Origin of the sequence: Aggregatibacter kilianii, assembly GCF_003129965.1 — a bacterium.
Classification (GTDB): Bacteria; Pseudomonadota; Gammaproteobacteria; order Enterobacterales; family Pasteurellaceae; genus Aggregatibacter; species Aggregatibacter kilianii_A.
In genome coordinates this window covers 252,509-266,534 of the sequence record NZ_NRCJ01000001.1, presented here as the reverse complement: position 1 = coordinate 266,534, position 14,026 = coordinate 252,509, and the positions used below count along the sequence as shown (strand labels likewise).

General features: G+C 46.8%; 11 protein-coding genes and 1 tRNA gene. 1 reads left to right on the top strand and 11 read right to left on the bottom strand.

Annotated features, from left to right (window positions below):
- Nucleotides 1-42: 42 nt before the first annotated feature.
- The 6 genes from araA to DK430_RS01145 all read right to left on the bottom strand — a co-directional run bounded on the left by araA (nucleotide 43) and on the right by DK430_RS01145 (nucleotide 7,862).
- Nucleotides 43-1,530 carry an L-arabinose isomerase gene (gene araA / locus DK430_RS01170; protein WP_109077286.1) on the bottom strand — a complete coding sequence of 496 codons (1,488 nt, stop codon included), beginning with the start codon at nucleotides 1,528-1,530 and terminating at the stop codon, nucleotides 43-45.
- A gap of 29 nt (nucleotides 1,531-1,559) precedes the next feature.
- On the bottom strand, nucleotides 1,560-3,161 hold the full coding sequence (locus tag DK430_RS01165) for a xylulokinase (protein ID WP_109077285.1): 1,602 nt from the start codon (nucleotides 3,159-3,161) through the stop codon (nucleotides 1,560-1,562).
- A 231-nt stretch (nucleotides 3,162-3,392) separates the two neighbouring features.
- The gene (gene araC / locus DK430_RS01160; protein ID WP_109077284.1) at nucleotides 3,393-4,247 is read right to left on the bottom strand and encodes an arabinose operon transcriptional regulator AraC; all 855 of its coding nucleotides are present in this window, start codon (nucleotides 4,245-4,247) and stop codon (nucleotides 3,393-3,395) included.
- A 10-nt stretch (nucleotides 4,248-4,257) separates the two neighbouring features.
- Nucleotides 4,258-5,232, bottom strand: coding sequence for an L-arabinose ABC transporter permease AraH (araH, locus tag DK430_RS01155; protein ID WP_109077283.1), 975 nt, complete (start codon nucleotides 5,230-5,232; stop codon nucleotides 4,258-4,260).
- A 30-nt stretch (nucleotides 5,233-5,262) separates the two neighbouring features.
- Nucleotides 5,263-6,765 carry an L-arabinose ABC transporter ATP-binding protein AraG gene (gene araG / locus DK430_RS01150; RefSeq protein WP_109077282.1) on the bottom strand — a complete coding sequence of 501 codons (1,503 nt, stop codon included), beginning with the start codon at nucleotides 6,763-6,765 and terminating at the stop codon, nucleotides 5,263-5,265.
- An 83-nt stretch (nucleotides 6,766-6,848) separates the two neighbouring features.
- Nucleotides 6,849-7,862, bottom strand: coding sequence for an arabinose ABC transporter substrate-binding protein (locus tag DK430_RS01145; protein WP_109077281.1), 1,014 nt, complete (start codon nucleotides 7,860-7,862; stop codon nucleotides 6,849-6,851).
- A gap of 358 nt (nucleotides 7,863-8,220) precedes the next feature.
- Here DK430_RS01145 and DK430_RS01140 point away from each other — a divergent pair.
- A tRNA-Leu gene (locus tag DK430_RS01140) sits at nucleotides 8,221-8,307 on the top strand.
- Between the two features lie 76 nt (nucleotides 8,308-8,383).
- Here DK430_RS01140 and DK430_RS01135 read toward each other — a convergent pair.
- The 5 genes from DK430_RS01135 to citF form a co-directional block, all read right to left on the bottom strand.
- Complete coding sequence (locus tag DK430_RS01135) at nucleotides 8,384-8,923, bottom strand: GNAT family N-acetyltransferase (RefSeq protein WP_239496770.1); 540 nt, start codon at nucleotides 8,921-8,923, stop codon at nucleotides 8,384-8,386.
- The gene (locus DK430_RS01130) at nucleotides 8,887-9,351 is read right to left on the bottom strand and encodes a GNAT family N-acetyltransferase (RefSeq protein WP_109077279.1); all 465 of its coding nucleotides are present in this window, start codon (nucleotides 9,349-9,351) and stop codon (nucleotides 8,887-8,889) included. Before DK430_RS01130 ends, DK430_RS01135 begins: the two co-directional genes overlap by 37 nt.
- Nucleotides 9,352-9,536: 185 nt before the next feature.
- Nucleotides 9,537-10,976 carry an anion permease gene (locus tag DK430_RS01125; RefSeq protein ID WP_109077278.1) on the bottom strand — a complete coding sequence of 480 codons (1,440 nt, stop codon included), beginning with the start codon at nucleotides 10,974-10,976 and terminating at the stop codon, nucleotides 9,537-9,539.
- Nucleotides 10,963-12,375 carry a triphosphoribosyl-dephospho-CoA synthase CitG gene (gene citG, locus DK430_RS01120; protein ID WP_109077277.1) on the bottom strand — a complete coding sequence of 471 codons (1,413 nt, stop codon included), beginning with the start codon at nucleotides 12,373-12,375 and terminating at the stop codon, nucleotides 10,963-10,965. The genes DK430_RS01125 and citG overlap by 14 nt, the downstream gene beginning before the upstream one ends.
- Before the next feature lie 135 nt (nucleotides 12,376-12,510).
- Nucleotides 12,511-14,013 (bottom strand): citrate lyase subunit alpha, encoded by a 1,503-nt coding sequence (gene citF / locus DK430_RS01115; RefSeq protein ID WP_109077276.1) that lies wholly within the window; start codon nucleotides 14,011-14,013, stop codon nucleotides 12,511-12,513.
- Nucleotides 14,014-14,026 lie beyond the last annotated feature (13 nt).

Below are 14,026 nucleotides of genomic sequence, written 5' to 3'. Positions count from 1 at the left end.
TTTTTGTCACCGCACTTTTTTATCAATAGACGTTAATGTGCGTTATTTATACGCCACCTCATTCCAACGCAATTCATTTTTTAACGCGCCAAGTTCGGTGTTGCGGTTGATGTGGATAAACTCAATGCCGAAAAACTCCGCAAAAGTGCGTAGCATTTCCGCATCAATATCCAGACTGAATGCACTGTGATGCGCGCCACCGGCAAGAATCCAGGCTTGTGTGCCCACATCGAAATTCGGCTGTAATTTCCAGAAGGCGTGACCCACCGGTAAATTCGGCATGTCATGGGGTTTATCAATGGCGTCAATGTCTGCAACGATCATGCGGAAACGGTTGCCCATATCAACGATGGTTGCGTTGACTGCGGCGCCCGCCTTAGATGTGAAAATCAAACGGGTCGGATCTTCTTTACCGCCGATGCCTAGCGGCTTAATGTCCAGTATCGGTTTTTCTTGCGCGATAGACGGGCAAACTTCCAGCATGTGCGCGCCTAAAACGACTTCGTCGTTTTCATCTAAGTTATAGGTGTAGTCCTCCATAAAGGAAGAGCCTTTCGGTAAGCCGTAGCTCATGACTTTGACCGCGCGAACCAATGCGGCGGTTTTCCAGTCACCTTCTGCCCCAAAACCGTAACCTTGTTGCATTAAGCGCTGAACAGGCAGCCCCGGCAGTTGTTTTAAGCCGTTGAGATTTTCAAAGGTATCGGTAAAGGCGTTGAAACCACCTTTTTCCAAGAAGGCTTTTAGTCCGAGTTCAATGCGTGCGCTGTCGAAAAGTGCGGTGCGTTTTTCACCTGTTTCTTTTAGGTTATCAACTACTTGATAGGTTGCTTCATATTCTTTAACTAAGGCGGTGACGGCGTCTTCTTTGACTTGCTCAATGGCATTGACTAATTCATATACCCCATAACCGTTAACGCTGTAGCCGAATTTGATTTGTGCTTCTACTTTATCACCTTCGGTTACCGCAACTTGTCGCATATTGTCGCCAAAACGGGCGATCTTTAAATGTTTTTGGTCATAAATGGCGGCAATGACACGCATCCAACGATCCAGCTTTTGTTGCACCGTTGCGCTTTGCCAGTGACCGACCACAATGGTTCTCGGTCTGCGCAAACGCGCCGCCATAAAGCCGAATTCACGGTCGCCGTGGGCGGTTTGGTGCAGGTTCATGTAATCCATATCAATGTCATTCCAAGGAATGTTTTGATTGAATTGGGTATGGAATTGTAACAACGGCTTGGTGAGTTGGGTTAAGCCCGCAATCCACATTTTTGCCGGGGAAAAAGTGTGCATCCAAGCAATCAAACCGGCACATTGGTCTGTGTTGTTGGCTTCTTGGCAGACCGCAAGAATTTCATCGGGTGTGGTTGCCAATGCTTTTAACTTAATTTGAATAAACGGATTTTGTTGATTCAGATAAGTGGTGATTTGCTCGGCATTTTTTTTCACTTGTTGCAATGCTTCCGGGCCATAGAGATGTTGGCTGCCGACCACGAACCAAACTTCAAGTTTTTTGATAAATTCCATGTGTAACTCCTTGTGTGGATTGAATACATTTAGTGTTTATTTGAACCAAATTCCGCCGCCGCTTTCGCAATCGGAATGCCTTGTTTGTAGCGTTGTATGAATTGTGCATATCCCTGTTTCATTGATGGCTCAGGGTCGCTAATCGAAAGTGCGGTGTTTTTAAAGATTGTTTCTTGCAGGTATTGTTCTAGGGATTGCTTTGGTGCGTATGCCAGGTAATTAGCAAGTAAAGCAATACCCCAGGCTCCGCCTTCGGAAGCCGTATCCATGACGGCAATAGGTACATCCAACGCAGAGGCAAGGATTTTCGAGGCGACATTTGGGGTTTTGAAAATACCGCCGTGCGCCAGAATTTGTGTTATCGCGACTTTTTCTTCGTTCATCAGAATATCCATGCCGAGTTTCATTGCACCGAACGCACTGTACAGAAGCATGCGAATCAGGTTGGCAAGATTAAATTGACTGCCTGTTGGGTGAATAAATAATGGGCAACCTTCTGCTAAACCTACGCCGTGCTCTCCCGAATAAAATCCATAGGAGAGCAAATTGCCGCAGTTTTCATCACCATTTAGTGCATGTCGGAAAAGGGTTTCATAAAGGTTATCCGTATTTTGTTTGATACCGAATAACGTTAGGCATTCACTGAAAATCTGCACCCAGGCATTAATGTCCGTGCTGCAATTATTAGCATGCGCCATTGCCACTAATTTACCGTCCGGCGTGGTTACCATATCGAGCTGTTCATAGACTTTGGAAAGCATTTTTTCCAATACAATCATGGCAAAGGCGGAAGTGCCGGCGGAAATATTGCCGGTGGTTGCCTTAATGCTGTTGGTGGCGACCATGCCTGTCCCGGCATCGCCTTCCGGCGGACACATTTTGATTCCTGCTTGTAGTTGTCCGCTTGGATCCAATAATCGGGCGCCTTCTTCCGTTAAATAACCGGCACATTTTCCTGCAGGTAACACTTTTGGCAGAATATCGGCAATTTTCCAAGGGTAGTATTTTTCTGCAATCAGCTGATCGAAGGCATTTAACATCGACGTATCATAGGATTGTGTTTGTTGATCGATTGGGAACATACCGGAGGCTTCTCCGATACCAAGCACTTTTTCGCCGCTTAACATCCAATGCACATAGCCACTTAATGTGGTGAGATAATCAATTTGCTCAACGTGTTTTTCCTCATTCAGAATGGCTTGGTAAAGATGGGCGATACTCCAGCGTTGCGGGATATTGTAGTGAAAAAGTGCGGTCAGTTTTTTTGATGAATTTTCTGTGAAGTTGTTGCGCCAGGTCCGAAACGGCACGAGTTGATTTTTTTGACTATCGAAAGGAATGTAGCCATGCATCATACCGCTGAACCCAATGGCTTGCGCTGTGATAATAGGGACGCCGTATTTTTCTTTTACCGATTGTGCCAACGCTTGATAAGCATTTTGCAATCCTTGCCAAATGGCTTCCTGCGAGTAAGTCCAAATACCGTCAACCAACTGATTTTCCCAGTTAAATCCGCCGCTTGCCAGAATATTACCTAGCGGATCGATAAGCACCGCTTTTATTCGGGTGGATCCAAATTCAATGCCGATAGAAATGTTGCCGTTGAGGATGAGATCTTTGTTTGACTGCATATTTCCTCCTGAATAATTTTAGAGAATACGTTATGCCAATGACGTGAAATCAGAGGAAATAGTAATCGCGCTTCATAAAAGATGTTAGAGCGTAAAAGGCTATATATATGGATAAAATAGCTACGCTTTTTAATCTGTGAAGTAGAGCATCCTTTTAGGAGTAAGAAAAATAATTGACGTTGGATAATATCAAAAGATGAAATTATTTTATTTTATAAATCAAGAGGATTCTTATCTGGAATTGCGGTATTCCGATGGATTTAATCCGGTGTAGCGTTTAAATAAACGGGAAAAATACAGTTGATCATCGTAACCGAGTTGACGGGCGATATGGTAAATCGGTGCGCCGGATGTGTGGAGTAGATGTTGAGCTTTAATCATGCGTTGTTCTTCCCGCCATTTGATGATTCCCGTGCCGATTTGTTTGGCAAATAAGTGTGCCAGACGTGAGGGAGACATGTGAATGTGTGCGGCGATATCCGCAATTTTATGATTTTTATCTAAATTATCGGTAATGAAATGGCAGGTGGAGAGAATACGGGTATCTAACATACGTTGCTTGTTTGACGGATCCAGCTTGAAGCATTTGATGAGCAGTTGTTCCAACAAACACATGGACATGGCTTCACTGAATAAATCGCCTGAGTTATATTCCCGCTCAATTTGTTGAAATAGCGAAAGAATTTCCTGATAAGTTTGTGGTCCGGGTATGGTTAGCCTGCCTACATGATGAAAGGTGTCCGTCCAGTTTAACCAGTCCAACCAGAGGGCGCGGGGACGAAAATAGATCCATTGGTGATGCCATTCGTTGGCATTATCGGCACGATGGTAGTAATGCACGGCATTGGGCGGAAATAGCAATAAGTCGCCGACAGAACAATCAAAGGCACTTTTTCCGCTGAAAATCGTGCCTTGACCTTTAATGGTGAGATTAATAATGTAACCTTTCATACCGTTTGGGCGATTAATGGCAAAATCCAGTTCTTCGCCTTTTTTGATTGGGGTACAACCCGCCACCAGATAAGCGCCAAAATTGTAGCCGGGAAGTAGCGGGTTGGGTTGCTTATTCATCTCATGTTGTTTCATATTGACATTACTATGCTTTGATAAATTTCTGTTTATATTTATCAAAAATTACCGCGATAAGCAAAATTAATCCACGCACCACATACTGTGCAAACGGCGAGATATTTAATAAGTTCATCGCGTTCTCAATTGTTCCCAAAATCAACACCCCGGCAATAATAAAGGAAATTTTTGCCACGCCCCCGTTTAAAGAAACGCCGCCAAGTACACAAGCCGAGATGGCAACCAATTCAAATCCGATAGAGGTCATCGGTTGTCCACTGGTCATCCGTGCGGCAAGAATGACGCCGGCGAGTGCGGAGACTAAACCTGACACCACAAAAATAATCAATTTGGTGCGATCGACGTTAATCCCCGCCAAACGGGAGGCTTCTTCATTACCGCCGATGGCTAAGGTGTTACGTCCATAGGTAGTTTTGCTTAAAAGGAAACCGAAAATGGCGATACAAATGATGGTGAAGATAATCGGTAGCGGAATGCCGAGCACGGATTCATAACCAATGTCAAAGAATTCTTCGGTGGTGATTCCGACCGCTTTACCGTCCGAGATAATGTAACCTAAACCGCGCGCGATCTGCATGGTGGCAAGGGTCGTAATGAGGGAATTGATTTTCAGTTTGGCAATGACCAAGCCATTGATTAAACCGATTAATGCACCTAAACCAAGACCTGCGGAAACACCGAAGAAAATATTTTGTGTTTGGTTTAATACCACAGCGGTGACCACGCCCGCGCAGGCGATAACGGAAGCCACAGATAGGTCAATTTCACCGGCGGCAAGACAGAATAACATTCCGCACGCAACCATGCCGCTCATCGAGATTGCCAGCCCCAACCCCTTCATGTTGATGACGGTGGCAAAATTCGGAATAAAAATACAGGAAGCGACAAAAATCACAAAGAAAATCAGCAGCATTCCATAAGAGTTCCAGATCTTATTTAATACGCTGACATCGTGTTTGTCTGTTGATTTTGCTGTGCTCATATGACATCTCCCAAATAAAACGTTTATAAATTAAGCGGCTTTGCTTTCGACCATTGCCAGCTTCAAGATATTCTCTTCGGTGGCGTCCTGCCGTTCTACGATGCCCATAATTTGTTGGGCACGCATCACCATAATGCGATCCGACAGTCCGATGACCTCCGGTAAGTCACTGGAAACCACAATAATTGCCAGTTTTTCATCGGCTAATTTGAAAATTAAGTCATAGATTTCGGATTTTGCGCCTACGTCGATCCCACGTGTCGGTTCGTCCAGTAACAAGACTTTAATGTCTTCTGACAACCAACGCCCGAGAATGGCTTTTTGTTGATTACCACCGGATAAGTTAACAATGAGTTGTTCAATGGACGGTGTTTTTACGTTCATTTGGTGACGTTGTTTTTCCGCATTTTCCTTTTCCCATTTTTCGTTAATGACGAATTTCAAGAAATTATGGGAACGACGGGCACTGATATTGATGTTTTCTCCTACAGAGGCAGTTGGAATGATGCCTTCTTTTTTACGATCTTCAGGGCAAAGCACGATACCTTGTTCAATGGCATCTTTTGGTTTATTGATTTTGACGGGGGTGCCATCTAATTCAATAGTGCCGGCGCTCATTGGATCCGCCCCGAAAATGACTTTGAGTAATTCGGAACGGCCGGCGCCGACCAAACCAAATAATCCTAGAATCTCACCTGCACGCACTTCCAAATTAAAATTGCCCTTCAGTTTGGTGCCGGAAAGTGCGGTGGTTTTTAACCGCGTTTTTCCAATCTCACGTGGGCGGTAGTTATAAATATCGCCGAGATTTCTACCCACCATGCTTCGTACAAGCACGTCGTTATCAATTTTGCTTAAATCGGAGAAGGTTTCCACAAATTGCCCGTCTTTCAGTACGGTGATTTCATCGCTGATACGGAAAATTTCTTCCATGCGGTGAGAAACATAAAGAATCACTTTGCCTTCTTGTCTTAATTCATTGATGACGGTAAATAATTTTTCAATTTCCGGGGCAGAAAGACTACTGGTCGGTTCGTCAAAGGCGATAATTTTGGCGCCGCGACTTAACGCTTTGGCGATTTCAATCATTTGCCATTGCCCGATAGAAAGTTCTTTTAATGGCGTATTCGGCGAGATATTCAGTTCCAATTTATCTAAATAACGTTGCGTTCTGGCGATTAATTCCTTTTTATCCACCACACCGAATGCATTCGGTAGTTGACCCAGACAAAGATTTTCGGCAACGGTCATTTCCGGCACGATATTGAGTTCCTGATAAATAATCGCAATGCCGGCAAGCAGGGCCTCTTTTGTGTTTTTGAAGGTCATCATTCGTCCGCCGATAGACAATTTGCCTTCCGTCGGCAGATAGTTGCCGCTTAAAATTTTGAGCAGTGTGGATTTACCCGCGCCATTTTCCCCCATTAATGCATGGACTTTACCTTCATAGCATTTAAATGAGACGTGCTGTAAGGCCTTAACGCCGGGAAAGGTTTTGCTGATATCGTCAAACTCTAAATAGGGAATCTGCATATTGCGCACCTCTTTTCAGATGATTTTGGATGGGATGTTGGTATTCGATAAATCGAATACCAACAATAAGGACAATGTGGTGGTTACAAGCCTTTTTTCGCGAGTTCTTCTTTGAAGTTATCACGTTTTAACAGGACAACATCTTTTACCGCAACGTATTTTTCAGGCTCAATACCGTCTTTCACCCATTTATATAACATTTCGGTGCTGCGATAACCGTGAACGTCCGGGCTTGGCAATAGCGACCCCAAGAAGCCGGTGGCATTCGGTTTGGAAAGTTCGTTTACCGCATCCACACCGTTAATGCCGATACCCACCACATTTTCCGGTTTGAAACCTTGTCCTTCCGTGGCACGTACGCCACCCAGCACCGTATTGTCGTTCATGCCGACAATCAACCAATGTTTCACCTCAGGATGTTGAACCAACATAGAGTTAGCCGCATCTAACGCGCCCGGAATATCGTTACTCTTGGTCGGAGATTTATAGATTTGTTTTTCCGGGAAGCCGGCTTTGATCAGTGCTGAAATGGAGCCTTCGGTACGTCTGCGGGCGGTATCCAGTTCATCGGCGGTAATAGCCAACACGGCAGTATCTTTCACATCCCAACCCCGATTTTGCATTTCTTTATACAATTCCTGTCCTTGACGCTCACCGATTTCCGTCGCCGCCATCATAATTAAAGGCACTTTCGTCATTGGTTCGCCGGCAGCATTTAAAAATTGGTCGTCAACGGCAATTACTTTCAAATCATAGGAACGGGCTTTCGCCATAATGGCAGGACCTAAACGCGGATCCGGTGTACAAATCACAAAGCCTTTTGCACCGCTGGCAGCCAGGTTATCAATGGCATTCAACGTTTTTTCGCCGTCCGGTATCGCCATTTTAATGATTTGTACATCGCCGAGATCTTTTGCGGCTTTATCGGCAAACGCCCATTCCGTTTGGAACCATGGCTCTTCCGGTTGTTTGACCAAATAGCCCAATTTAATTGGCTCGGAAGAGCTGGAATATACTAAGTTTGAATGAAGTCCGGCAGCAAAAAAGACAGATGTTGCAACCAAAGATTTAAGGAAAGTTCTTTTCGTTAATTTCATACTGACGCCCCTTTGAAAATAAATTCTTTAGATTAATCAATAAAATATAACTATTGATGATGAGATTTGCTTTTACGGCAAAATTCATCCTATAAGGTTTATTCAGAAAAAAATTTGATCGTGATCACACTATGGATTTATAGCTAAAAAATCCATATTTTCAGCCGATAACTACTGGTAAAACACTCTGCACTAAGGGGGGCGTTTTTTTGTTTTACTGTGGAAAATCTATATTTTGCTAAAAATTGTCATTGAATGGCAAAAAGTGCGGTGAAAATGCCAAGTGTTTTTTTGCTTAACGATATTTTTTCTGTATAATTGGCAACGTTTTAACGCGTTGTGATAAACGCTTGAAAAAGTCCGTGTGGTGGAATTGGTAGACACGTTAGGTTCAGGTCCTAATGCCCTAACCGGTGTGCAGGTTCAAGTCCTGTCGCGGACACCAAATTGAAAACGGCGCAGATCATGAAGGTCTGCGCCGTTTTGTTTGGGAAAATGAGAGGCTTCTCATTCCGCTTTTGTTATTTCAATATTTTCTTCATCATAATGTCTGTCTGTGCTTCGTCGCCCATCATAAAGACATGTTGATCAAACACAACAAAGCCGTTTTTTGCATAGAAGCGTTGCGCTTTGTGGTTGTGTTCCCACACGCCGAGCCAAATATAATCGGCTTGCCGTTGTTCGGCAACAGTTAACGCTTGGCGGTATAAGGCCTGTCCCACGCCCGTGCCATGGTGGGAATCCAGCACATAAATGCGTTGAATTTCCACCGCACTTGGATCCTGTAGTTCGGTTTGCGCTTCGGCAAAATTGAGTTTCATGTAACCGATGAGTTCACCCCTGCTTTCCGCGCCGTAAAATAGCATGCCGGGATGATTTAACTCGCTTTCCAGCTGCGCCACGTTGAAATTACGCTCAAGATAACGTTGCATATCCTTGTCGCTGCAGGTGCCGACAAAGGTGTCGAAAAAGGTTTTTTCGCCGAGGCGTTTCAGCGTCTGAATATCCGCGACGGAAAGTGTTCTTAACGTGAATTGATGTGCCATTCGTAATTTAACCATTCGTTGTTTTGTTGCGCGCCCAATTTGGCGTAAAAATGTTTCCCGCCTTCATTCCACGGGGCGACCGTCCATTTAATTTGCAGGCAATGATGCGCTTCGGCTTCCGCTTTCAATGCCAACATTAATTGCTCGCCGATGTGCTGCCCGCGATAAGGTGTGTCCACATACAATTCTTTCAAGTAGATGGCAGGGCGATTTTGTGCAGTGAAGGGCAGAAAATAATACACCGCAATGCCGGCAATGTGCTCGCCGTCCGCCGCCACAAGGCAATGAAAATCCGGCGGACTTTTGTCGAATCCGCATTGTTCCACAATGTCCGGCGTAATGGCGAAACTGTCGATATAACGCTCGAAAATCGCCAGTTCGCGCATTAAACGCCAGACGTTGGGGCTGTCTTCGCGTTGCGCTTTTCTAATCGTAATAGGCATTCGTTTTTCCTTTATTTTGAGTTCAATTGTTGGGAAAAATCGTTAATTAAGGCTTAAAAATCCCCGAAAGTGCGGTTGTTTTTTCTGATGAAATGAAACTTAACGGAAGGAAGTTACTATAACGATTTCTTAGAAATAAAACAAAAGGGTGTTTGAAACACCCTTTGTCGTTATTTAGCGCAGAATTATAACCAGCCTAAGTTAATTAAGAATTCCCACCATGCCATACCGATGGTTAAGTGAACGATTAAGCTGCCGAACGCGATGATGGCGCCGGCGGTCCACCAGGATTTGATGTCGTTATAGCCCGCACCAAAGGCGATTGGGCCCGGGCCGCCGCCGTAGTGGGTGACGGAACCACCGTAGGAATTGGCGAACAATAAGCCGAGCGCGAGTAATTCCGCAGGGGCGCCGGCAACATGGCCGACGGTGGCGAATACCGGCACCATGGCGGCAACGTAAGCACCGCCGGAGGCGAACAGGTAACGCACGGCAACGCTGAGGGTTAGGATGACGATTAACGCCAGTGTGCCTTGCCCTTCAAATTGTAAGACGGCTTTTAAGGATTCGGCTAACCAGTCAAAGAATTTCGCTTTTTCCAGCAAACCGGACATACCGATGATACCGCCGTACCAAATTAAGGTGTTCCAGCCGCCTTTGCTTTTTAAGATGTCGTCCCACGCGACGATGTTGAGCACGATACAGCACACCATGACGATTAATGCCACGATAGTTGCGTTAACGTTCAAGGCGGAGGAGAAAATCCAGCCAAACAGGGCGATGATGAATAACACGATCAAGGCTTTTTCGCGGAATGACATCGGACCAAGTTCTTCCAAGCCTTTTTTCGCGATGGCTTTGTTATCCACCTCTTTCATTTCCGGCGGAGAAACCCAGTAGCAGATTAACGGAATGACGAACAAGCACAGCAAGCCCGGCACGGAGGCAGCAAGGAACCAATGTAGCCAGTCGATGTTGAACCCGAGGATCGGCGCCATGAGGGACAGCGCCAATGCGTTCGGTGCCATGGCGGTTAAGAAAATGTAGGACGTGGTTTTTACCACCATGTATACGTTCATCATCAAATAGCGACCGGCTTTTTTCGGGCTTTTATCCGGATCGGAACCCAATGCCACCGCTACGCTGTTGATGATCGGGAAAATGATCCCGCCGGAACGCGCCGTATTGGATGGCGTTGCAGGGGAGAGGAGCAAATCCAGGAACATGGTCACATAGCCTAAACGCAAGGTGGTGCTGCCCATGGCGCCGATCATGTGATAGGCGATACGCTTACCGAGCCCGGTAATCACAAACGCGGAGCTCAAAGTAAAGGCGGTGAAAATCAGCCAGGTAGTGCCTGATTTGTAACCGTTTAGAATGTCCCCTTGTTTGAGGAAATCGCCAGCGCCTGCGGTGTTACCGATAATCGCACCGGAAACCGCCACTGCCGCCAGCAAAATGACCGGCTCGCCGTAAGGTTTTAACACCAAACCGACGATGGTGGCGATATAAACCCCAAGTAAACGCCAGGCGATCAGAGAGAGCCCCTCCGGCGCCGGCAATATAAAGGTGACCAACGGTATGGCTACCAAGATCGCCAGTTTTGCATTTTTAGATAATGCCATGTGAATTACCTCTTAAAGTTTGAAAGAAAATCATCAACGCCAATAAATCGGCGCTGCCGCCCGCGCTTAAATTCCGCGCAATGCAGGCGGCATCAAATTTTACTAAGGCTTGCGTCAGTTTGGCTTTGTCCGACACAAGGGTTTGATCCGCAAGCAGATCGTTTGCCGTTTGTTGCACAAAATGTAACCCTTCCATACCGCCGCGATGCACCACATTGGTATCGGCATTGGTTGCCATTAAATGCAACAAAGCAAGTAATAAGCCATGTTCCCTGTCTTGTTGATGAACCTCATCCAACAGCGGCAACAGTGCCTGAATTTGTTGAAAACCGCTTTCCGCTTCGCCGCGCGCACCGGTTAAACCGAATTGGCGGAATAACCTCACGCCGGCGGTGACGGGCAAATAGTCGGGGTAATGTTTCAGTTCGGCGGTTAAGCCTTGCGTAAATTGCGCCGTCAAATCGCAGATGGATTTAATCTCAAAAATGACCGCACTTTTGGATACATCTTGCGTCTGTAACAAGCGTCCGATAGCGGTGCATACCAAGCCGAAGGAAAAAATCGCCCCTTTGTGCGTATTCACCCCGTGCGTCGCCTTGAACATCGCTTTTTCGGCAAGTACACCCAGCGGGCGAACCTGCGCCAAGATTTGCGATGCGGGCAAATGCGCCGTTTGCATGCCTTTTAACACGAACAACGTAAAAAAGGGCTGTAAACTGACCGCACTTTGCTCGAAAGTTTGCAGGTTCATGTCTTTGTGCGCCCCATTATTGAGGCTGTCCACTAAGCCTGGTTTCGGCGACAAACGCGCTTCTTGAATCAACGCTTGATACACCGCATTGCCGATTTGCTCCGCCAGATCATGTTGTTGCACCCGCTTTTGCATTTCCGCCACAATCTCCGTCACGGCATGAGCACGCGAACGGGCGCAGGTTTTGGCATCCGCACCGCACACCAAACAAGCACGCGGCGGCATACCGAAATCCTTTCGACTGAGCAACTTGCCCGTATGATCAAATACGTCCAAATCCCACAGGCGGGCAAGGGGCAGGCTTTCTTCCAGCTCAATCATCGCCGCTTTTAACGCCTTGGCATCTATCGGCAACACAAAATATGCCTCATGCCCCGTTTCCGGCAGACGGATGATTTCCGCGCTCGGCGTTACGGCTAACTGCGTAAAAAGTGCGGTGAGTTTTTCCCGCGTTTTTGCAAAGACATAATCCAGCAACGCATTTTTCTTCACCCCGCCCACGGCGGTCAGCGTCACACAAAGCAGACTTTGTCCGTATTGCGTTAGCAGTTTTTGTTGCAACAACGCCCGTTCCTCCCGCGCGGCTAACAGCTGCCCAAGGGAAACTTCGGTTCCGGCGGTGGAAAAATGGTTTAGAGAAATTGCCATGTTGTTATAAAAACGTTTGTAAAAACGACAGCACTTTTGTTGATTATTACAATGGCACGCGCCTCCCGACGCGTACTTTCTTATCTTATTTTTATCAGCACGCGTCGGGAGACGCGCGCTATCAAGGTGAGCAATTTACTCTTTCACTTGATAAACCGTATCAATTACCGTTCCGTCCCGATAACGAACAACCGCCACCGGTTTGTCGGTAAACTCGATTTCTTTCGGTTTGCCGGTCAGGCTGTAAGCGCGTTCGCACAGTTGTTCGATGGTGAATAACGGAATGCCCGCGTTGCTTAAGGCTTCGATTAAATCAGGACGTTTCGGGTTCACCGCGACACCGTGGTCAGTGACTAAAATATCGATATTTTCGCCCGGGGTGACGCAGGTAATTACGTTTTCCACGACGGTCGGAATGCGTCCGCGTACCAACGGCGCCACGATAATCGCCACTTGCGCGGAAGAGGCGGTGTCGCAGTGGCCGCCGGACGCGCCGCGAATCACGCCGTCGGAGCCGGTAAGCACGTTCACGTTAAATTTGGTGTCGATTTCCAGCGCGGAAAGAATCACTACGTCCAAACGCTCTACGGAAGCACCTTTGGAGCTGTAATTGGCGTATTGGTTGGCGGACACTTCAATGTGATTCGGGTTGCGGGCGAGAGATTCTGCCGCCACGGCGTCGAAACTTTGCACGTCGATGAGTTTTTTGATTAATCCTTTTTCGTGCAGATCCACCATGCTGGCAGTGATGCCACCGAGGGCGAAGCCGGCTTTAATGCCGTCGCGCACCATTTTTTCTTCTAAGAAACGAGTCACCGCAAGGGATGCACCGCCGGTACCGGTTTGTAAGGAAAAGCCGTCTTTAAAATAACCGCTGGCGAAAATCACTTCGGCACATTTGCGGGCGATTAGCAATTCGCGCGGGTTGGTGGTCATACGGGTGGCGCCGCCGCCGATTTTTTTCGGATCGCCCACGGCATCCACTTGCACGATAAGATCCACTTGGTCTTGTCCGATGCTAATCGGGTGGTGCGGGTAGTCGGCGAATTCTTCGGTTAAAAGCACCACTTTGTCGGCAAATTCCGCGTCCACGCGGGCATAGCCGAGGGAGCCGCATTTGCTCTTGCCGCTGAAGCCGTTGGCGTTACCGAATTTGTCGCAGCAAGGCACGCCTAAAAAGGCAACGTCGATTTTCAATTCGCCGGATTTCACCAAGTGCACGCGTCCGCCGTGGGAGTGAATGTTGACCGGTTCGTTTAATAAACCGCGAGAAATTTCTTCCGCTAATTGACCGCGTAAACCGGAGGAATAAATTTTGGTGACTACACCGTTTTTGATGTGTTCAATAATCGGCGAGTGGCTGTCGATGAGTGAGCTGGACGCCAGCGTTAAATTTTTGAAGCCCATTTCCGCGATTTTGTCCATCACCATGTTCACCACGAAATCCCCCGCGCGGAAAGCGTGGTGGAAGGATACGGTCATGCCGTCTTTTAAGCCTGAACGTTTAATGGCTTCTTCAAGATTTGCGCAGAGTTTGCGATCTTTCGCCGTGCGGGCAAGGGATTCTGCTTTCGGTACTGCCTGATAAGTCGGGCGTCCTGCATTGTATTTTTCAACACGTTGTTCTCTTGTTGTCATTTTTTTATCTCCC

Coding starts and splice junctions, on each gene's coding strand:
- DK430_RS01165 (WP_109077285.1), bottom strand. CDS start 3,161: ATGCAGTCAAACAAAGATCTCATCCTCAACGGCAACATTTCTATCGGC.
- citG (WP_109077277.1), bottom strand. CDS start 12,375: ATGGCAATTTCTCTAAACCATTTTTCCACCGCCGGAACCGAAGTTTCC.
- DK430_RS01135 (WP_239496770.1), bottom strand. CDS start 8,923: ATGGTTAAATTACGAATGGCACATCAATTCACGTTAAGAACACTTTCC.
- araH (WP_109077283.1), bottom strand. CDS start 5,232: ATGAGCACAGCAAAATCAACAGACAAACACGATGTCAGCGTATTAAAT.
- DK430_RS01130 (WP_109077279.1), bottom strand. CDS start 9,351: ATGCCTATTACGATTAGAAAAGCGCAACGCGAAGACAGCCCCAACGTC.
- araC (WP_109077284.1), bottom strand. CDS start 4,247: ATGAAACAACATGAGATGAATAAGCAACCCAACCCGCTACTTCCCGGC.
- citF (WP_109077276.1), bottom strand. CDS start 14,013: ATGACAACAAGAGAACAACGTGTTGAAAAATACAATGCAGGACGCCCG.
- araG (WP_109077282.1), bottom strand. CDS start 6,765: ATGCAGATTCCCTATTTAGAGTTTGACGATATCAGCAAAACCTTTCCC.
- araA (WP_109077286.1), bottom strand. CDS start 1,530: ATGGAATTTATCAAAAAACTTGAAGTTTGGTTCGTGGTCGGCAGCCAA.
- DK430_RS01145 (WP_109077281.1), bottom strand. CDS start 7,862: ATGAAATTAACGAAAAGAACTTTCCTTAAATCTTTGGTTGCAACATCT.
- DK430_RS01125 (WP_109077278.1), bottom strand. CDS start 10,976: ATGGCATTATCTAAAAATGCAAAACTGGCGATCTTGGTAGCCATACCG.